General features: G+C 46.7%; 15 protein-coding genes. 10 read left to right on the top strand and 5 right to left on the bottom strand.

The features are described 5' to 3' along the window. Positions 1-251 precede the first annotated feature (251 nt). From GO003_RS10605 to GO003_RS10590, 4 genes are all read left to right on the top strand, one after another. Positions 252-410 carry a hypothetical protein gene (locus GO003_RS10605; RefSeq protein ID WP_159653993.1) on the top strand — a complete coding sequence of 53 codons (159 nt, stop codon included), beginning with the start codon at positions 252-254 and terminating at the stop codon, positions 408-410. Between the two features lie 651 nt (positions 411-1,061). Further along, positions 1,062-1,652: a DedA family protein gene (locus GO003_RS10600; protein ID WP_159653994.1), complete on the top strand. Its 591-nt coding sequence runs from the start codon at positions 1,062-1,064 to the stop codon at positions 1,650-1,652. A 52-nt stretch (positions 1,653-1,704) separates the two neighbouring features. After that, positions 1,705-3,336 carry an ASKHA domain-containing protein gene (locus tag GO003_RS10595; RefSeq protein ID WP_159653995.1) on the top strand — a complete coding sequence of 544 codons (1,632 nt, stop codon included), beginning with the start codon at positions 1,705-1,707 and terminating at the stop codon, positions 3,334-3,336. A gap of 203 nt (positions 3,337-3,539) precedes the next feature. Continuing rightward, positions 3,540-4,259, top strand: a complete 720-nt coding sequence (locus tag GO003_RS10590) for a DUF6901 family protein (RefSeq protein ID WP_159653997.1) — start codon at positions 3,540-3,542, stop codon at positions 4,257-4,259. A gap of 8 nt (positions 4,260-4,267) precedes the next feature. Here GO003_RS10590 and GO003_RS10585 read toward each other — a convergent pair whose 3' ends face one another. Beyond that, on the bottom strand, positions 4,268-5,572 hold the full coding sequence (locus GO003_RS10585; RefSeq protein WP_159653998.1) for an HD domain-containing phosphohydrolase: 1,305 nt from the start codon (positions 5,570-5,572) through the stop codon (positions 4,268-4,270). Positions 5,573-5,598: 26 nt separating this feature from the next. Next, complete coding sequence (locus GO003_RS10580) at positions 5,599-7,344, bottom strand: bacteriohemerythrin (protein ID WP_159653999.1); 1,746 nt, start codon at positions 7,342-7,344, stop codon at positions 5,599-5,601. Between the two features lie 39 nt (positions 7,345-7,383). On the opposite strand from GO003_RS10580, the gene GO003_RS10575 reads away from it, so the two are divergent. From GO003_RS10575 to GO003_RS10550, 6 genes are all read left to right on the top strand, one after another. After that, the gene (locus tag GO003_RS10575; protein WP_231088936.1) at positions 7,384-8,766 is read left to right on the top strand and encodes an ATP-binding protein; all 1,383 of its coding nucleotides are present in this window, start codon (positions 7,384-7,386) and stop codon (positions 8,764-8,766) included. A 384-nt stretch (positions 8,767-9,150) separates the two neighbouring features. Continuing rightward, on the top strand, positions 9,151-9,819 hold the full coding sequence (locus tag GO003_RS10570; protein ID WP_159654002.1) for a cobalamin B12-binding domain-containing protein: 669 nt from the start codon (positions 9,151-9,153) through the stop codon (positions 9,817-9,819). Next, on the top strand, positions 9,816-10,844 hold the full coding sequence (locus tag GO003_RS10565) for a uroporphyrinogen decarboxylase family protein (protein WP_159654003.1): 1,029 nt from the start codon (positions 9,816-9,818) through the stop codon (positions 10,842-10,844). The genes GO003_RS10570 and GO003_RS10565 overlap by 4 nt, the downstream gene beginning before the upstream one ends. A gap of 8 nt (positions 10,845-10,852) precedes the next feature. Further along, on the top strand, positions 10,853-11,464 hold the full coding sequence (locus GO003_RS10560) for a DUF1638 domain-containing protein (protein ID WP_231088935.1): 612 nt from the start codon (positions 10,853-10,855) through the stop codon (positions 11,462-11,464). Next, complete coding sequence (locus tag GO003_RS10555; protein ID WP_159654005.1) at positions 11,451-14,567, top strand: PAS domain-containing hybrid sensor histidine kinase/response regulator; 3,117 nt, start codon at positions 11,451-11,453, stop codon at positions 14,565-14,567. Before GO003_RS10560 ends, GO003_RS10555 begins: the two co-directional genes overlap by 14 nt. A gap of 319 nt (positions 14,568-14,886) precedes the next feature. Then, positions 14,887-16,494, top strand: a complete 1,608-nt coding sequence (locus GO003_RS10550; protein ID WP_159654006.1) for a diguanylate cyclase domain-containing protein — start codon at positions 14,887-14,889, stop codon at positions 16,492-16,494. A 235-nt stretch (positions 16,495-16,729) separates the two neighbouring features. On the opposite strand, the gene GO003_RS10545 is transcribed toward GO003_RS10550, so the two are convergent. The 3 genes from GO003_RS10545 to GO003_RS10535 form a co-directional block, all read right to left on the bottom strand. Further along, on the bottom strand, positions 16,730-18,349 hold the full coding sequence (locus GO003_RS10545) for a multicopper oxidase family protein (RefSeq protein ID WP_159654007.1): 1,620 nt from the start codon (positions 18,347-18,349) through the stop codon (positions 16,730-16,732). Between the two features lie 159 nt (positions 18,350-18,508). After that, on the bottom strand, positions 18,509-18,946 hold the full coding sequence (locus GO003_RS10540) for a DUF29 domain-containing protein (RefSeq protein ID WP_159654008.1): 438 nt from the start codon (positions 18,944-18,946) through the stop codon (positions 18,509-18,511). A gap of 465 nt (positions 18,947-19,411) precedes the next feature. Beyond that, entirely contained in the window at positions 19,412-20,290 is an 879-nt protein-coding gene (locus tag GO003_RS10535; RefSeq protein WP_159654009.1) for an NAD-dependent epimerase/dehydratase family protein, read from the bottom strand. Positions 20,291-20,472: the final 182 nt, after the last annotated feature.

Here is a 20,472-nt window from a genome sequence, read left to right as displayed (position 1 = left end):
TAGAATTTTGTAACGGTGAGCGCTAAAGCGGCTTAATTGCTGAAACTTATTCCGTTATGTGCAGAATTTATCAATTTATGCGATCTATTCTATAACTTACAACATAGCTTATTAAAATTATTTACGGGTATATTCTGTCACATCAAAGGCGCATTATGCTTACACTCACCGCTTTTTTAGCTCTATATCGGCTGAAATATGGGTAACATCATAATATACGGCTTCTTTTTGATAATACGGAGACAGTTTCCATGACCCAAACATTTGCAACACTTGCCTTCGTCTTCGGTAAACAGCAAAACATAATTGGCGAATACAATGGCGACTTAGCTTGCGCCGACTGCGAAAAAAAAGAATATCATGACAACTTAAAGCCGGATATGACTGACCAAAAAAGAAGGTGCTGTTAACATCAACCCCATCCGCTGAAAATCACGGAAACGGAGCGGTAGCGAAGTGATGATTTTTAGTCCCCGATAGCCGTAGCGCCGGGTGTTTTGCCGGAGTCTGCGCGAGTAGCGCAGGTGAAGGCGTAATACAAGGCATCGCGACACGGCGTAAAGCCATTTGTGGGAGTGCTACGAAGCCTGCATCGAGTTTACGTTGATGTGGCGTAGTGGCACGGACGCAGGGCGAATCGGGGCCGCCGAAGGCAATAATCGCCAGCAAATTTTTCGCTGCTGAAATCGGATGGATCCCATTTCAGCAGCGAAAAATGCTGGCGCCCTTTATCGTTATACCTTTCGCACTTCAAATTTCGTCAGTGCCTAAGGAGGCAAGTGGTGTTCGGCAAAGGCTTTGCCTACATGGATGGTTTTACGGCGTCCTTTGGCGGGCACCCCGGTGCCGAATTTCGATATACGATGGGTATAATCAGACGTTTGATTATCTGATCGGAAAAGATAATCTTTTACTCATAGATCAGGGGAAAACAATTATCGTGCTAACGCCTGCGGGATTTTCCGAATGAGTCATTAACCCGGTAAAAATAAAATCATGCCCGGCAATGCGGCAGAACTTATTATTGTCGGACCTCTTGAAACTGACCTGCTAATTTAATTATGGATACCCTACTGACCTTCATTCAGGCCCACACCGAGTATGCACACTGGATTATCTTCGGCGCTTTACTGCTAGCCGGATTCAACATTCCGGTATCCGAAGATGCAATGCTGTTTATATCGGCCCTACTAGCCAAAAACAGTCCGGAACACCTGCCCCAGTTATTTCTCGGTGTTTACATGGGGGCGTTTATTTCAGACTTGATTTGTTACAGCATCGGCCGTTATTTAGGGCCTAAAATGGCGCATACTAAATTTTTTTCCAACTGGGTGCCTGCTGAGAGAATCAATAAAATTCACGCTTATTACGAAAGATATGGGATTGCGACATTGATTATCGGAAGATTTATACCCTTCGGGGTTAGAAATGGTTTATTCCTTACTGCAGGACTGGGCCAGATGAGTTTCGTTAAATTCTTTTTTTCCGACCTCTTCGCCTGCACACTCTCCAGCGTGACTTTTTTTTATATTTATTATCACTATGGGCATGCCGTCATTGATGCGGTCAAGCAAGCCAACACAGTCCTATTTGTCATCGTGATTTTTGCCGTATTGGCTTTTTACCTGCAATCAAGAAAACGGAAAGAGTAAACGGCACTCATCCGATTTCAGCTTTAATGAAGTTAATTTATGACACTATTCCATGTCGTTTGAATCTGCTTTAGCCACACTGATTGTGCATTCAAACGCTGAAACTCAGCGTTTGAATGTTGCTGTGGGCACTTGCGTCAGGGACGCTTTGGACACGACCGCCATAAGGGTTCGGGCGGCTTGCGGGGGCACAGGAAGTTGTGGCGCTTGTGTCATCAAATATCTATCGGGTGCCGTAAACCCGGCAACCTTGGCAGAATATCAAAAACTTTCCGCCACCGAACGTCAGGAAGGTGTCAGACTCGCCTGCCAAATTCGCGTATTGGGTGATGCTGAATTGTTACTGGAACTTCCGGCCCACGTTTCCAGCTGGAAGAGTATTGCGCCCGAAGACTTGATACCCATCGCGGGTCAATTGCCTGAACTCCAGCACCCTATTTACGGACTGGCGGTCGATCTGGGTACGACACATATTCGTATTTCGCTTTGGAACCGGAAAACAGGCCAGCGCATCGCCAACCGTTCCGGATTTAATCCGCAATCGGTATTCGGTGCAGATGTATTGAACCGCCTGAATGCGGCTTTGCTGAGTGAAATCCGCTCGCATGAATTGGCTCAACTGGCAAGACTGGCCGTGCTCGAGGCCTTACGCGATATTTTGGCTAGAGATATAGGCGAAGTATCGCCTATGCTCAAAGAAATCGGCAGCGTCATTATCGCAGGCAATACAGCCATGCTGGCTTTACTCAGCCTAAACGGGGTGGATCAACTATTGAATCCTGACAATTGGCAACGACCCATCGATTGCCTTCCTCTTGTGCATGACACCTGGCAATCCGAATGGAATCTGCCCAATGCCCAAATCAAACTTGCACCCGCATTGGCTGGCTTTGTCGGCTCCGATTTGTCCGCTGACATCATCGGCACCCGTTTAACTGAAGGTACGGGCGCCAGTCTTCTAGTCGATATAGGAACCAATACCGAACTTGCACTCTGGGATGGGCAAAGGTTATTGGTAACTTCCGTACCAGGCGGCCCGGCCTTTGAGGGTGTCGGCATACGTAACGGCATGAGCGCGGAACAGGGCGCCATTTACCGGGTAGAGCGATTGAACGACAGTCATAGTCTTAAGCTGAGCACCCTTGGCGCATCAACCGCCAGAGGCTATTGCGGTTCAGGCTTGATAGACATGATTGCCATTTTGCTGGAAACAGGCACATTAAAACCTTCAGGCAGATTTTCTCAAAATCCAGGCCTTGATGGCTTTTTAGCCGAGGCTGAGAATCCCAAAACGGCTGTAACGCCGGGCGATGTTGATGCCCTGCAACGCGCCAAAGCAGCTATTGCAACCGCTATGGAAACTTTGTTGACAAATAGCGGATTGACCTGGGAAAGCATAGAACGCTTGTGTGTTTGCGGCACTTTCGGCCGGCATTTGAACATTACGCATGCCCAAGCCATAGGCCTGCTTCCCTTACTGGATAACGACAGAATTGAACTCTATGCCAATGCCACACTGGCAGGATGCGAAATGGCCTTACTAAATAATGACATTCATTTATTCGATCATTATGCCGCATTAACTCAAGTGATAAATTTGTCTTATGTTTCCGGCTATGATGACTTATACATTAACAATCTGAGGCTGCGTCCGATCGAGATACATCCGGGGCTCAACATTTAACCTCCAGCACGAAGTATATAACTGAAGTTTCCCCGTTTTTATAGGATTGTCCAGGCTTGTTAGGGAGCTGCGTTTGCATTAATAGTTGCCGTCGTTCCGGCAGCCAAAGCATAATGACTGTCCGCTTTTGAAATTATTGGGAAACTTCAGGTATATCAGTACTTGATAATATTCATTGCAAGTAAATCACTGTCTTGGTCCTTATGGTTTCAGAAACACCAATAAAGCAGCTCCTTGTTTTTCATTACAAGTTACGATTCCCCGATAATCGTTTGATTGAGTTTTCGATAGAAATTGATCTGGCTGGTGAAATCTTCATTTCCCCGGATCGGGATGACCTGCCGTTTTGGGCTGAATTGGATTATCAGCAATGCGAAAACTGTCCGCTATTTAAACAACAGACCCCTTTTTGTCCGGTTGCGGCGAATTTGTTGCCGTTAATAAAATGGTGCGGGGCACTGTCTTCTTATGAAACAGTGCTGATTGAAGTGACGACCCTTGAGCGAACCATCAGTGGGAACACCACAGTCCAACGCGCGTTGAGTTCGATACTGGGCTTGATCATGGCGACAAGTCCCTGTCCGCATACCGAATTTCTGAAGCCGATGGCGCATTTCCATTTACCTCTAGCCACGCCTGACGAGACCATCTACCGGACCACCTCGATGTTTTTACTGGCTCAGTATTTTCTGCATAAAGATGGACTGGACGCCACACTGGAACTGGACAAACTCACGGAAAAATACCAGCAGCTGCAAGTTGTAAACCGGGCACTGGCAAGGCGTTTCAAGGCGGCAATCAGTGAGGATGCTACAGTCAATGCCATCATTTTGCTGGATTTGCTGTCGAAATCCGTGACCTGGTCAATTGAAGATGGGTTGGAGGAGTTACGCTATCTATTCAAACCTTACGGCGTAAAATAATTTTCGGATCAAACCCTGATCCTTAAAATCAGGTTTTTAGTGCGCTGCCGCATCTCTAAAATAGTGTCTATCTGTTCGGCTGTGAGCATCGTGTTTTTCAGATACAACACATCATTGCAGAAAATTTCAGCCGCTTCCATGCCCGGTTGAAGCTGTGTCCAGGAGATTTCGATGACAGGTCGCTTGTCTTCGCAAACCGTTTCCGAAAGCAGCGTCAGAAAGACATCGACCACATCAGGGTCGTAAACATTATTTTTGCCTGACAGCAGCCTGTTTTTTGCCTGATCCAGCGACATGCTCGAACCGGTAATATGCCCCCCCAGAAAACCGATGAAATCACGTACCACAGCCAAAATCCGCGATCCCAGCGGGATCTGGTCACCTTTTAAGCCATTGGGCTCGCCGGAACCGTCATACATTTCATATTGATACAGGATCAGTTCGGATGCCTTTTTCAATTGATCAATTCCCCGCAGCAAACTCCAGCCATCCTGGCCATGATGCAGATAGCGCTTTTTATTCTGTCTGCTCAACTGGTGTAATGGCTGATTCAGCAGGTCATCCGGCAAACCCATTTTTCCTATTTGCAATAACAGACCCGCAAAAAGAACGTCTTTGACCGCGGCGGGGTCCATGTCCATAAGCTGCGCAACTTCACGGGCATTTTCGGCGATGTATTTTGAATGACCGCTTTTTATGCCAGGCCGCATTTCAATGATTTTGGCAAAGACCTTGATCGAATCCGTGTACTGTTTCTTCAGAGCCGTATGGGCCTGATCAATTTTTTGCATAGACAGCCTGAGTTGTTCCGTACGATGCACGACTTTCTCTTCAAGCCGGGTATTCAAATCTTTCAATTCGGCATTCTGTTGGTTGATGATCGCAAACAACTGTTGCCGCTCATCACGCAGGCGTTTCTGTTCAACCGCGTTTTTAACCAGCATTTTCAGCTCGTTATCTTCCCAGGGTTTACTGCAATAGCTGTAAATCTTCCCCTTGTTAACTGCGGTAATCGTCGATTCGATCTCGGCATAGCCGGTCAACAAAATCCGGACCGTATCCGGCCATTGTTCTGCGGCACGGGTTAAAAATTCGGCACCGTCCATCTGCGGCATACGCATATCGGAAATGATCAAATCGATAGGTGTTTGCTGGAGTATAGCCAAACCTTCCGAACCGCTTTCCGCAAGATGCACGGAGTAATCCGCCGAACGAAACAATCGTTTCAACGCTTTTAAAATATTGGCTTCGTCATCGACAAACAACAGATTCATCGGTAGTGAGGGAAGTTCGGCACTGAAAGGATTAATCATGGCATGACTGTTAGGATGCTTGTTTATCAATGAAGGGGCAGATAAATCCTGAATGTACTGCCCTTACCGGCCTCGGATTGTAAATCAATGCGACCCGAATGATCCTGGATAATTTTATAGGATAGCGACAAACCCAGGCCGGTCCCCTTGCCTACCGGTTTGGTGGTGAAAAACGGATCAAAAATTTGAGCTTTAATCGCGTCGGGGATTCCGTGGCCGGTATCGGCTATTTCCACCCATACCCAGTCGGCATCCTGGTAACCGGTACGAATGGATATTCTGCCGAAACCGTCAATCGCTTGAGCGGCGTTGACCAGCATGTTCATGAATACCTGGTTAAGTTGTGGGCCAACGCATAATAAGGGCTTGACGCCACCGTAATCTTTGATGACTTCGGCTTTTAATTTCAACTCATTGTTGACAATATTCAGCGTTGCATTGAGACCGGCCTCAATATCGAACAACGCCCGTTCTTGTTTGTCGATGCGAGAAAAATCACGCAAATCCTGCACAATTTTTTTGGCGCGATTGGCTCCTTCCATCGCCTCGGCAACCAAATCCGGTAAATCTTGCCGGATGAAATTCAAATCAGCTGACTTTTGCAGCGATTGCAAGCTTTGGACAGCCGGGTTATCGGCCGGTAGTTGTGCGGCCAAAAGATCGGCGGTATCAGCCATCTTCAATAAGTCGTTGAGATAGTGTTGCAGAGTGTTGAGATTGGAATAAATATAACCCAAAGGATTATTGATTTCATGAGCCACTCCGGCGGCCAGTTGACCGATGGATGCCATTTTTTCAGACTGAATCAGATGATTTTGCGCCTCCTTGAGTTGCTGATTCAAGGAAATTTGCTGGCGTTTCTCTATTGCCAGTGTCTGGTTGGCAATCTGAAGCTCTTGGGTACGCACAGTGACTTGCTGTTCCAGATTTGCTTCCGACAACTTTTGCGCGGTAATATCCACACCACAGCCCATCAATCCGGCAAATTGACCATTGCGGCGAATGCGCGGCACCGCAGTTTCCAGCACCCAAAGCGCAGACTTATCAGCTTGGATCAGCCGGTATTCTAATTTGATAGATGTCCGTTGGACCGAGGCTTGCAGATAAGCCTGCTGGACACGTAAACGGTCGCGGTCATCAACTTGATTAAGCCAAGTTTCCTTGCTGAGCTGGGCCTTGCTTAAACCGTAGAGTTTTAAACAAAATCGGTTGCAAAAAATCGGTACTTGCCTGGCATTTGTGATCCAGATTAATGCGGGAAGATGATCAGCCAGATCGCGAAACCGGGTCTCGCTCTCCCGCAACGCCGAATACAAATTGCTTTGCATGATATCGGTCTGTTGTTTTTTTAAAACGCTACTGTCGGTGTTGATACTGCTGATGTCTAGCGCCATTTGTTTGTCGGAATAGAGGATATGGGCGGACAACCACTCGACAAGAAACTCTAACAGGTTATTGGAAACGGCATCAGGATCGGTAACGGCTTTTTGTTGTTCCTCAAGCACCTTACTGACAAACGCCTGGTGCAGCGCTTGATGCTGGGCAAGCTTATTGGCATCGTAACCGGCTTCGCCCATCAACCTTTCCTCATGTTCGAAGTGGTAATGGGTATAATCGATCAATTCGCCGATCAAACTGAGTACCGCCGTAGGTTCATCGCCTAAGGCTACGGATTCATCGAGTTGATTGATGATATCAACCAGACGTCGATGCTGTTGATCAATCGAGTCAATGCCTACGTTTAACTGCTTAGTCCAGGTTAAAATGGCCATCGGACAAATTGGCCCTATCAGGCAAGTTTGTTGAATTGAGTGTCAGATAAAACACGATCGATGCTCCCGATTGAGGTTCGTAAAACCAGACATACCGGCTATTCATTCTGCGAAAATCATGATTTTACAGGCCTTTTGATGCATAACCAGAAACAATTCTCCGAAACAACTGCCACCATCCTGCTGGTTGACGATCATACCATCAATTTGTCGATCTTTGGACAGGCATTGGCGCCACACTACAAGGTATTGGTGGCGACATCCGGAGAGCGTGCGTTACAAATAGTCAACAGTACGCCTAGACCGGATCTGATTTTGCTGGATGTGATGATGCCGGGCATGGACGGGTATCAGGTAATTGAATTGCTCAAGGCGAATCCGACAACCCGGGAAATTCCTGTGATATTCGTCAGCGCATTAAATTCCGATAGTGAAGAAGAAAGAGGCCTGCAATTAGGTGCCGTTGACTACATTTACAAACCCTGCCATTTCTCCATATTACTGGCCAGGGTACGCACCCAGCTTGAACTGAAAAGATCGCGCGATTGGCTGCAAGATCAAAACGCTTTTCTGGAAACGGAAATTCAACGCCGTCAACAGGAAAATCAGCAAGTGCATTTGCAACTTCTGCAGTCGGAAAAACTGGCGGCGATAGGTCAACTCGCGGCCGGCATTGCTCATGAAATCAACAATCCTGTTGGTTTCGTCAATTCGAATATCAATACGCTCAAAAGCTATATGGCCGATTTGTTTGAGGTCCTTAACGCTTATGACGCGCTTATAGAAACTGACCCGCCCACATTGGCGTCAATACAGGAACTGCGCCTGATAAAACAGCAAAAGGACCTTGATTATCTGCGCAATGACATTCCGCAGTTGATTGCCGAATCGATTGAAGGTTTGTCCAGGATTAAAGACATTATTCAGGACTTAAAGAATTTTTCCCACAGCGATGAAAACAAATGGGAATTAGCCGACTTGCACAAAGGCCTGGATTTGACGCTTAACATTATCTGGAACGAGCTGAAATATCACTGCACCGTTCATAAGGAATACGACGACCTCCCTGAAATTTATTGCTTGCCGTCACAACTCAACCAGGTATTCATGAATCTGTTAATCAATGCGGCACATGCGATCAAAACCACGGGCGACATTTACATTCGCAGCGGACAGACGGCTAAAGAAGTATGGGTAGAAATTGCCGACAGCGGCGAAGGCATAGCCCCGGAACTGATGCATCGTATGTTTGAACCGTTTTTCACGACCAAACCGGTTGGAAAAGGAACGGGCCTAGGCTTATCGATTTCGCAAAACATTATCGCAAAACACGGCGGCAGAATCGATGTGAGCAGCGAACCCGGCAAAGGTAGTCAATTTCGGGTTTATCTGCCGTTCAACCTGACGCCTGATGAGGTTTGAGCAGCACCCGCTAGCTGATCAACCTTGCTGCAGATGAGTTTGCTGGATTCAGACAAAAAGACATCGTAATTATTCAGCGCAGCTTGGATTGCATGTCTTTCACAACTCAACCATTAAAGCCATCCTCTTAAAATGTTGGGTTGGCTATTGCCAACTACAACCCATACGAAGTTCAGCCTTTGTTTTGTTACTTCGCTGAAATAGTGATAAACCATAAAAATAAAAGTCCTTAAAACTGCACTTTGACAACTAATTTATTCAGGTTTCCTATACTTGTCTTCAGTATTTACATCTTTGAAACCGTCCGGCAACCCTTCTTAAATTTCCGGAAAATAACGCTGATGGAAAGCCATTATGCCTGCTTTGCCTCAGTAAGGATCAATCATGCTTGACGACATTATCAATCACTATAATGAAGCGGTTTTCGACACCGATAAAGAAGCCGCATTTGAAGTCATCGACAACGCTTTAGCTGAGGGCCATACGCCTGAAGACATTATTTTCAAAGTGGTCATACCCGCCATCAATGAAATGATGGCCATAATTACCAAAGACCCGGATGCAAATCTGGCGCAACACTTTATGACGGCCCAGATTGCCTCTGAGGTCACCGAAAAAATGCTTTTGCAGTTTCGGTCGCCGCCGAAGATCCTGGGCCGTGTAGTTATAGGCACAGCCTTGGGCGATCTGCATTCCCTGGGCAAACGAATTGTTTCAGGCTGTCTTAAAGCGATGATGGTCGAAACCATTGATCTGGGTGTCAATGTCACGGCAGAGCGCTTTGTCGATGAGGCCATTGCTCATAACGCGCAAGTCATTGCCATATCAGCGATGATGGTGCATTCGGCAACAGGCGAAAACGGTTGTCGTAAAGTACGAAAGCTACTGAACGATCAAGGACTGGAATCCGGCATAAAAATAGCGGTAGGCGGTGCGCCTTTCCGTTTCGATCCGGAACTTTACAAAACGGTAGGCGCCGACGCCTGGGCCGCTGATGGCATCAGCGCGGCTAAAACTATCGTCGATCTGATCCATGAGGTGAATGCGAAATGACCCCCATTGAAATTCTCGACGCAACTATTAAGGGATTGCCAACCCCGCGTATACCGGTATTTTGTAATCTGCTGGATCAAGGCGCGCGTGAATTAGGCCTTACTCAGCAGGCTTACTATGCCAAAGGTGAGCATGTCGCCGAAGGCCAGCTCAAAATGCGTGCCCGTTATGGCTATGACAATGTGTGGAGCCTGTTTTATGTCGGCAAAGAGGCGGAATTGCTGGGATGCAATAAAATTCTGTTCTCTGACAGCGGAGCACCGAATGTGGAGGACTTCGTCATCAAGGATTACGATGACATCGCCAAACTGGAAGTGCCGAACGATATTACCGACCACCCGGCATGGGAAGAAACAGCCAAATGCCTGGCTATCCTGAGAGAAGAAGCCGGTGCCAAGTATCCGGTTTGCGCGTACCTGACCGCCTCGACAACGTTACCGTCACTGCTGATGGGTATGGATAAATGGCTGGAACTGCTACTGACCGGGCCCGATGATTTGCGTGATGAACTGGTTCGAAAATGTTCAGACTTTTTTCAAAAAGAAATTGCCGCTTACCGGGCCGCTGGTGCCAATATTTTGATTTATTCATCTCCGTTCGGTTCGCCTTATTTTGTGGATATGAAACGCTTCCACAACTTCTCTATGCCCTGGATGAAACGCGACCTTGAACCAGGTGGCGTAACTGATGTTATCTATTATTGCGGCATGGCACCATTTAACAAGGTTATTGAAGACGTAATCCAAAATCTCGGCATTACAACCCATTACATCAGCCCCCTGGCCGATCTTGCCGAAGCAAAAAGCATCATCGGCTCTAGAGGTTTAACCTGCGGCGTTATCGACGACATCAAGATGATTCACTGGACAGCAGAAGAGACCCGCGCTGAAGTCAAACGACTTTGTAAAGCCGGCAAAGCGGGCGGTCACTTCCTTTTGGGTACCGGCTTGATGCCGTCAGAAATACCGGCAGAAAATATTACCGCGCTGATAAACGCCGCGTTTGAATACGGAAGCTATTTATGAAATCCGGGATGCCGCCAATAGTAGAAGAAAATAAACCCATGGTGCTGGTCGGCTGCGGGATTCTGAGCAAAGAGGTCACGTATCTCATCAATCTAAACGGCTGGAATTTGCAAACGCAATTTCTTCATTCAGCACTTCATAATTATTTCGATAAACTGGCCGCAGAACTGAATTCGGCATTAACCGCAGATGAAAACTCAAACAGAGAAACCATCGTTTTCTACGGCGCCTGTCATCCCAAAATGGACAGCTATCTGGAACAACATCATACCCTGCGCACACAAGGCCAAAACTGTATCGTTATGCTGCTGGGCTACGAACTGTTTATGCAGGAATTGTCCAAAGGCGCTTACTTTTTGGTCGAAGACTGGGCAAACACCTGGGAACCTATGATTACCGAGGTCTTCGGGAAAAATCCAAGCGTGGTTCGGGAAATCTTTCACAGCAGCCACAAATATATACTTGCCTTACGTACACCCTGTTCGGAAGATTTCTCTGCCGCCGCCGTATTAGCCGCTCAATTCGTAGACTTGCCTCTGGTCTGGATGGATGTCGATCTGGAGCATCTGCAGCTCGTTCTTCAAGACGCTATCGCTCAAAAACATCATGCGGCCCAGTGAGAATGCCGATAACCCTGCAGCGGAGATAGACCATCTCCGTGTACGCATGGTCAAGCTCGCCAATGAAAAAGCGTATTTGGAACTTGTTGTCCGTCTGATCGAAAGCATCGACCCCCTCCCCGGCATAAAAGGCATGCTGGCTTCTTTGCTGAACAGCATCATGGAAATTGTAGGGGGTACCGATACCATCATCTATTACTGGATTGATGAAGAGTTGAATTATTTTAATTTTTTCGGCACTCACGCAATCATTGAAACTGTAGATGACCCTCTCGTCCAACAAGTCATTGATCATCATCGACTGGTTGAAGAACAAACCGATAAAACGAAATTACTGGTCAATGGTTTCCAGTTGCAACACGCATGCAACTGGGCCTTCCCGCTGCTGGAAGGCAATAAGCTAATCGGCGTGATCAAGCTTGAAAACATTCATTTCAATAGCGAGCCTTTACGCAAATATCTACCTATTTTTTTTAATCATGCGGCATTGATACTCAGCAACGAAATCCGCAATTACAGCCGCCAGAAAGCCGAGGAGGCGTTAAGGCAAAAAACCCGTGAGTTGGACAGTTACTTTAACAATGCGATGGATTTATTCTGCATTGCCAATGGTGATGGTTATTTCGTCAAGTTAAACCCCGCCTGGGAGCATACACTCGGCTACCCCATTGCCGATCTTCAAGGCCGGTCCTATCTGGAGCTAGTCCATCCTGACGATATGGAAATCACTGTAGACGCGTTAGCGACACTCACAAACGGCCAAATCGTTTCCAGGTTTATCAACCGGTTTCGACACAAAGACGGCACTTATCGCTGGATAGAATGGCATTCTCAACCGCAAGGCACACTCATTTATGCGGCCGCTCACGATATTACGGAGCAAAGACGCCTGGAAATTGACCTGCGCCAAAGCGAACACAAGCTGATGGAAGTGCTTGAAAACGTCAGCGCCTGCATTTATCTCAAAGACACTAAAGGCTGTTATCTGTTCGCGAATCGTATGGCGCGAGAACTTTGGCGCGTCAATGCGGAAGATATTATCGGCTACAGCGATGATAAATTTTTCGACGCTGAATCCAAAGCAATTATCCTGCAAAATGACCAGCGCGTTCTGGTCAATGGCGAGACCATCCGGTGCGAAGAAACCGGAACGGTTACAACTACGGGGCAAACGCTAACCTACTGGTCGGTTAAACTGCCGCTACGAAAAGAAGACGGCAGCATTTATGCCTTATGCGGTATTTCTACCGATATTACCGAACGCATCCAGACAGAGTCGGCCTTGCGCGAAGCCAAAGATCTTGCCGAACATGCGGCCAAATCCAAATCCGAATTTCTTGCCAATATGTCACATGAAATCCGAACGCCGATGAACGGCATCATCGGACTGACGCAATTGGCATTAAATCAGCCGTCTACGCGGGAAGTTAGAAATTACCTGAATAAAGCGTTGTTATCATCGCAAAACCTGCTCGGCATTCTTAACGACATTTTGGACTTTTCCAAGATTGAAGCCGACCGTATGGAAATTGAAAATGCGCCCTTTGATCTTGACGTGCTATTGGATAACTTGCGTAATTTGTTCGAAATCCGCGCACGCGCCAAAGAGCTGGATTTTTCTATCGATGTACCGACTGGCATTCCGCGCAATCTGATAGGCGATGCCCTGCGGCTACAACAGATACTTGCCAATCTGTTAAGTAATGCCATCAAGTTTACCGAACACGGCGGGGTTTTTCTGACGGTGTCTCTAAAGGAATGCGCAGGCACACAAGCGCTTCTGAATTTTTCGGTAAAAGATACCGGCATCGGCATTACCAAAGCCGACAGGGATAAACTCTTCCAGCCATTCAGCCAGGTCGACGGCTCTATTACCCGACGGTTTGGCGGAACAGGTTTAGGTCTGGCCATCAGTTCCAAACTTCTAGCCATGATGGACGGGCAGTTTTTTGTCGATAGCCAGCCCGGCTTAGGCACGACTTTCTTTTTTGATTTACCGCTGACAATAACAGACAAAGGCAAGCACCGTTTAACGCGTCATCGAAATAACCTTCAGTCCGGCTTATTAACCAACGAATTATCAGATCTGGGTCATTCCATTCGCGGTAAACGTATCCTGATTGTAGAGGACAACGAAGTCAATCAGCAGGTGGTAAAGGAATTTTTAAAACTTTGCGGCATAGTGGTAGACGTGGCCATCAACGGCAAAGAGGCGTTAGAAAAAGTTGAGCAACAAAACTTTGACGCCGTCCTGATGGATATTCAAATGCCTGTCATGGGCGGAATTGAGGCAACCCGCGAAATTCGGAAAAATCAACGTCATGCTGAATTACCGATCATTGCCCTGTCAGCAGGCGTTACATTTACCGAAAGGGAAAACTGCCTGTCTCATGGCATGAATGACTTCGTCTCCAAACCGATCAATCCGGAAGAGCTGATTTCCACGCTGGTTCTCTGGATCCATCCGGAAAATGAACTCAGCGCCAAACTGGCTGAGCCCGTCATAGAGGCTTCATGGATAGCTTTTTGCTCTGCCTTACCTGACTTTGACCTGACCCCTCTAATTCAAATGTTAGGCGGCAACCGGTCCGCTTTAATCAATCTGTTCTCGTTATTTCATCAACAAGCACCCATTGATGCCAGGCAACTTATCTCCGATATAGAAAATGGTGCATTAGATAACGCTGAAAAAAAAGCCCATAAACTCAAAGGTGCAGCGGGAAATCTGGGCGCAAAGAATCTGCATCGCATTACTGAAACGCTGGACAATCAACTCAAAAAAAATGAGCATCATCCGGATACCGTCAATGCCTGGCGAACCGTGTTTGAAAAGACGCTTGCTGATATCACGCAAATGCTCCATCAATACCCGGTGGCGGCTTTAACTCCCGGCAAGCATGATGCAAAAGAAGCGGAGTCGGGACTCAATGAACTCGATAAACTACTGACGGAAAACAGTTTCATTAATGACGCATTACTCGATCGTATCGGCCGAAACCTGCCTGTTGAATGGCAAGATGAATTTGAAGCTATGGTTAGCCACATTCATAATTTCAATTACATAGAGGCGCATAGGCATTTGCGGAATATCAAAGACAAATGAGCTAATATCCTATCATTCCTTTTTTACTCAAATATTCGTTAGATCTGAGCATTTCCAGAGATAGGGGGCTCATGGATAGACACGGTTGAGCTTAACCGGATCAGCTCAGTACAAAAAGTTTTTGTGTAACTTATCGCCCACTTTGAATTAAGGATGTAGGTGCTTGATTTCAAAGGACGCATAAAACCACCTACACCCACTAAAATTGGAGGGGGAGCAGATACGGTTTTTGTAACAATTACTACACGTCTCATCTTGCCAGCTTATTGGTTGTTAGTCATAATCTAATATTAGAATTTGATAATCCTCCCAGATCACCTTGACTACTAAATTCACCCTACTTATCGTTGACGATATGCCGCTTAATATACAGATATTGGCGGGGCTATTAAGTGATGATTACCTTATCAAAGTCGCCAATAACGGGTTTACAGCGCTGGAAATCGCCAAAAAAACACCTCCGGATTTAATCCTTCTTGATGTCGTGATGCCTGAACTTGACGGTTATGAAGTCTGTAAAAAACTAAAGGAAGACCCCGTCTGCCGTGAAATTCCCGTTATTTTTATAACCGGCACCAATGATAAAGAGTCAGAAAGCAAAGGCCTGCAACTGGGTGCGCTGGATTTCATCAGCAAACCATTCAACCCGGACATCACCAAGTTACGCATCCGGAATCAGCTGGCACTAAAACAGCTGCAAGAAAAAATGAGCAATTTTTTTTCTTTGGGTTTGGATTTATTTTGTATTGTAGATGCCGATGGACGTTTCCAGAGAGTAAACACAGCCTGGCACAATGTCTTAGGCTACAAACCATCAGAAATAGAAGGCGCAACAATTTGGGATTTTGTACACCCGGACGATAAAGAAAAGACGCATGAGGCTGTCAAAAATCTCTTTCAAGGTAAAGAAATATCCGGCTTCGTAAACCGGTATAAGAATAAAGCCGGCGGGTATTGCTGGCTGGAGTGGCAAGCCTCTCCATCGCATGCGGAAATTTATGCCTCAGCACGCGATATTACCGACAAACTGGCCGCCGAAAACAGTATGCGCTTGAGTAAACGCGTTTTCGAAAATACGCGCGAGGGCATCGTCATAACCGATCATAAAGCCAACATCATCGAAGTAAACGAGGGCTTCGCAAGGATTACCGGCTATAGCCGCGATGAAGTGGTAGGTCAGAATCCACGTATTTTGCAATCAGGCATTCAAAAAGCCGACTATTTCAACATGATGTGGGAAAGTTTGATTACCGAAGGTTTCTGGAAAGGCGAAATATGGAATCGCAAAAAAAACGGTGAGATTTACGCCGAATTGCTGACCATTTCGTCAGTGCACAACGATAAAAACCAGTTAATTAATTTTGTTGGTATTTTTTCAGACATCACATCGCTTAAAAAATATGAAGAGCGGCTACAGAAGATTGCCTACTATGATGCACTGACCGGCATTCCTAACCGCGTCCTGTTGAGCGATAGAATGCAGCAGGCTTTATTACAAATCAAACGGGAACCTACTTTAATGGCAGTATGCTATCTTGATCTGGACGGCTTCAAACCGATCAATGACACTCTCGGGCATTCAGCCGGAGATGTTGTTTTAATCGAAATAGCCAAGCGCATCAGTCATATCATCCGGGAATCCGACACCGTAGCGCGGTTAGGCGGCGATGAATTTATCATCTTGCTACCCCGCTTGCATGATGTGATTGAATGTGAAAAAACCTTGCAGCGCATACTCAACTCGATTGCCGAAACGATCAGGATACAAGACCAGACGTGCCAAGTGACTGCCAGTATTGGCGTAGCGGTTGATCAATCCGGCAACATAGAAGCCGATGTACTGTTGCGGCAAGCCGATCAAGCCATGTACAACGCAAAGCAGTCCGGTAAAAATAAAATCCATTTTTTCAACGTAACACATCATTGACACTGGTGTTTCCCTTGCGGGAGCGGATTGTATTCCACTTAGGATATGGCCACAAATAACTTCCTGAAATTCCGATTGTGCCAAATCACTCGCTTATTCACCCTTCTTTTTAAAAAGAGGGCTGCAGTGATGCAGAAGAAGGAAGGACAACGCATGGAGCAGTTGCCGTGGGACTGAGGGAGTTTTTTAATCAAGCCCCCTTTTTTCAAAGGGGCGGTTATTTTTAACAAGATCCTTACTTAATCAACAAATCCCGCATCATGCCCAGATCTTCGTGTTCGAGATTATGGCAGTGATACATAAACAGACCGGTATAGTCATTGAAGGGCTTTAGTACCGTTACTTTTTCACCCGGCATGACGAGTACGGTATCCTTCCAGCCGCCTCTGACCAATCCAGCCGAAACTGAGGCATAAGTATCGCTGGAATTGGCGTTGACCTGACGTTTGATGACTTGAAACTGCTCACCGTGCAAATGCATGGGATGCGGCATCGCCATCCCGTTCATTCCGCCAAAGCCATTATCAAATTCAATCACTTGCAAGGTATTTACAGGAATGATCTCATCTGCTTTTACATCGTTCATTTTATAAGAACGTCCATTCAACAACGCCGACATATGCCGCATGGAAAGCCTGATCGATCTTGGCTTGTCAGCATTGGCCGCATCGTTCATCTTGAGCTTTGATATGGGCGTCAATTTTTCCGGTAATTTTGATTTGCCCTTTCCGGCTTTAACCACCTTCACACTGAACAGATTATATTCACTGCCCAACGGCAGCGCGGAACCGGACATCATGCCCATCATTCCGCCGCCCATCATGCCTCGCCGGCCACCCCCCATCATACCGCCGCCGCCCATCATGCCCATACCGCCATGCATAGACGATTCGAAGGGAAGACTTCTAAGTGTCACTTCCGAACCCACCTCGCGCGTGCCGAAATCAACCCACAATTCCACTCGCTCGCCAGGTGCCAGTATGACATACGGATAAACTTGCGGTTTTTCCAATAATCCGCCATCGACGCCAATGACAGTGAGTTTCGCACCATCACTCCAGCCCAACTTGTAAATTCGGGAATTTGAACCGTTCAACAATCTTAGCCGGTAGGCCTGTCCGGCGACCGGCATAACATAATCAGGCTGGCCGTTGACAAGAATCCGTTCGCCCAGAAAACCTTGCATACGCTGCATCATATGATCGCTGTAAGCCAGTTGATTCTCTTTGTCGAAGCTGCGATCCTGGATGACCAAAGGCACTTCAAATTCACCGGCCGGCAAATCAAGCGCTTCTTCAGCATCGTCCTGAACGATAAATAAACCCGCCAATCCGGAATACACCTGCTTGGCCGTGAGATTGTGAGTATGGGCATGATACCAATACATTCCTGCCCGGTTTAGCAGCTCGAACTCATAAATATAAGTTTCTCCGGTACCAATCGCAAACATGGGATTGCCATCCATAATGGCGGGAACATGCAAACCATGCCAGTGCAGAATGGAATGAGCCGGTAAATTATTGTTTAAAAAGATTCTGACTTTTTGACCTTTACGCAAACGAATCGTAGGTGCCAGATACGTATCAGCAGAATTTTGCAGGGCATCAGACGGGCCTTTTAAAACTTTGCCCAGAACTTTCCAGACGCGCGTCTTTTGTCCATCCAGCAATTGAACATGCGCGACTTCTTGAGTTAACTCAATTTCGACATCAGGAATAAAATTAGCGGAAGGCTGATTGACGGCTTTAAATTTTCCAGTCGCTTGGGCCCAAGTAGGATAAGTTGCCGCTCCAACAGCAGTTATTGCAGCGTATTTCAACCATTGACGGCGTTGTTGATTGATTGGCGATTTCATTGGGGTTACCTCATGCGGGTGTGCTAATAATTTAGTATATTAGCTATTTCTAATTATTAAAAGTATTAAATACTGGTGTTATACAACCCTTAATTTCTAATATTCTTTTAAACTACCCGCTTCGACTTAGCGAGCATGACAGGCGCTATCAGATTATTGCTATACCGGATAAAATTCCGAATCCAAAATATCATCTTGACCGTATGGACATTGGACGGGGAAATCCGATTCTTCCAATCCGGTTTCCTTGGCTGCCAGTAAGACGGAATCCACATAGGCATCAGCGATAAACTCTGCCAGCCTTGCCTGTAAACTGGGATTATCCTTAAGGAGCCGTTGCAGCTGACGCCGTTGTTTTTTTATCGTGAGTTGCCAACTCCGGCCACGAAAAGAAGGTTGATAATGCCACTTCAAGAGATGTGCTGATAAAACAGCAAGCCGATTGATCAATTCTCGCCGCTCATTTACCCCCATACGCTCTATCTCTTCGATTAAATGTTTAAAATCGACATCAACAAAATTACCCGATTTAATAAGAGCAACCTGTTGCTGAGTCCAAGCGTAAAAATCCAGTTCATGAAGCAAAGAAGTGGCCATAAGCTGCTCTGTAGGGATAGAGGAAAAAATCAAAATTGCAGGTTAGCTTAGCATAACGAAACTGATCGGCAATAAACGAAATGACCACTTTTTCCAAAGTAATAATCTCCTGCCTTATATCGGGAAGTTGCCTCTGACCCCATCAACGGTAACGACAATAGAACTAAAACTGATACATTAAATAAGGCACTGATAGTTTAAAGCTCTAGTTTCCCAGTTTTTATAGGGATGTCCAGGCTTGTTAGGGAACTGTGTTTGCAGTAATAGTTGCCGTCGTTCCGGCAGGGATTGCCGGACCAATCCGCCTGGAGCGGATTCGCACTCGCCCGAAGGGTGCCGGGCAGGACAGCCCGGCATGAGCCCAGAAGCCACGGATGGCAAAGGCTGTAGCACGCCCTTGTGTCCTGGACCCCGACAATCCGGACCGAGTCGAGAACCAACTATTAACGGGTACATAGCCTTAAATTAAATATCGTCGCTGCTCAACTTAAATTCTCGGGACTGAAAACCAAAATCACGGGCTGCGTCGCTGTGGTCAAACACTAAATCCTGGTTCATCCGTTCGGCCATAGCAGCAGTCCAAAGCCGGTATCGAGGCAGCAGTCTCAAAACGGCAACAGCCATCTGAAATAGCCATAAAGGGATAGAAAAAACTCGAGGTTGCCGATGCATGGCTAGAAATATTCGCGAAACCATCGCTCTATAAGTCAGCGTTTCAGCTCCCGAAATATTATACGACCGGTTAGCGGCTGACGGAGCTTGTAATGCGGCCAAGCAGGCACCCGCGACATCTTGCGCATGAATGGGTTGACGCAAACCGCTGGCTTGACCCAAGAGTGGAAAGAAACCGAAGCGCCGAATGAACCGGGCAATTTCACCCACATTGGTATCGCGCTTAAGGCCATAGATCAAGGTGGGACGTAAAATCACCCACTCTATACCCAAATTTTCCGCCCACGATTGAAATAACGCTTCTGATTCAGCGAAACGTAGCGCATACGCCTTTTCTTCAGCATTTGAAGAGTCCACTTTAGTAAAGCGACTGGTGGAAGACAACACCACAACACGACGCACTCCTTGCGCTTCCAGCAACGAAAAGCAGCTGGGCAAAGCCGTGATCGGTGCCAATGACACCCAATATTTAATCGACTTATCATCTAATGCCGCAGCAGCATCCAGCCGATGCCAATCAACTCCATCCACGTTAGAAAGCCTGTCCCGCCGCGAATAAGCGGCAACGCGAATGCCAGATTGAACCAGCTGTTTCACCAAACAATCACCGACCAAACTGGTCGCACCGATAATTCCAACTTTATTTACCGGCAACACATTACTATCCTGCATATCATTTCAGCCCTTTTGAACAGCCACGTCTCAGAGAATGGTAAATTGCTATCATAAAAAATCGAAAAAAAGCCTTGGCCAATGGTTCTCTAAACGATATTAGCCAAATGCTCTTACAAACGAACGCAAAGGCTTAGGTATGCTCCGCCTGCTCCGAACCATCAGGGTTAACGGAAACCTCC

The sequence above is a fragment of the Methylicorpusculum oleiharenae genome (assembly GCF_009828925.2).
Lineage (GTDB): Bacteria > Pseudomonadota > Gammaproteobacteria > Methylococcales > Methylomonadaceae > Methylicorpusculum > Methylicorpusculum oleiharenae.
Note: the sequence above shows the minus strand (reverse complement) of the source record. Positions and strands in the feature narration are given on the sequence as shown.

Bases quoted from the DNA above. Each gene is read 5' to 3' on its own strand.
- GO003_RS10565 (WP_159654003.1), top strand. From the start codon at position 9,816: ATGACCCCCATTGAAATTCTCGACGCAACTATTAAGGGATTGCCAACC.
- GO003_RS10590 (WP_159653997.1), top strand. From the start codon at position 3,540: ATGGTTTCAGAAACACCAATAAAGCAGCTCCTTGTTTTTCATTACAAG.
- GO003_RS10595 (WP_159653995.1), top strand. From the start codon at position 1,705: ATGTCGTTTGAATCTGCTTTAGCCACACTGATTGTGCATTCAAACGCT.
- GO003_RS10535 (WP_159654009.1), bottom strand. From the start codon at position 20,290: ATGCAGGATAGTAATGTGTTGCCGGTAAATAAAGTTGGAATTATCGGT.
- GO003_RS10545 (WP_159654007.1), bottom strand. From the start codon at position 18,349: ATGAAATCGCCAATCAATCAACAACGCCGTCAATGGTTGAAATACGCT.
- GO003_RS10600 (WP_159653994.1), top strand. From the start codon at position 1,062: ATGGATACCCTACTGACCTTCATTCAGGCCCACACCGAGTATGCACAC.
- GO003_RS10580 (WP_159653999.1), bottom strand. From the start codon at position 7,344: ATGGCCATTTTAACCTGGACTAAGCAGTTAAACGTAGGCATTGACTCG.
- GO003_RS10555 (WP_159654005.1), top strand. From the start codon at position 11,451: ATGCGGCCCAGTGAGAATGCCGATAACCCTGCAGCGGAGATAGACCAT.
- GO003_RS10605 (WP_159653993.1), top strand. From the start codon at position 252: ATGACCCAAACATTTGCAACACTTGCCTTCGTCTTCGGTAAACAGCAA.
- GO003_RS10560 (WP_231088935.1), top strand. From the start codon at position 10,853: ATGCCGCCAATAGTAGAAGAAAATAAACCCATGGTGCTGGTCGGCTGC.
- GO003_RS10570 (WP_159654002.1), top strand. From the start codon at position 9,151: ATGCTTGACGACATTATCAATCACTATAATGAAGCGGTTTTCGACACC.
- GO003_RS10540 (WP_159654008.1), bottom strand. From the start codon at position 18,946: ATGGCCACTTCTTTGCTTCATGAACTGGATTTTTACGCTTGGACTCAG.
- GO003_RS10585 (WP_159653998.1), bottom strand. From the start codon at position 5,572: ATGATTAATCCTTTCAGTGCCGAACTTCCCTCACTACCGATGAATCTG.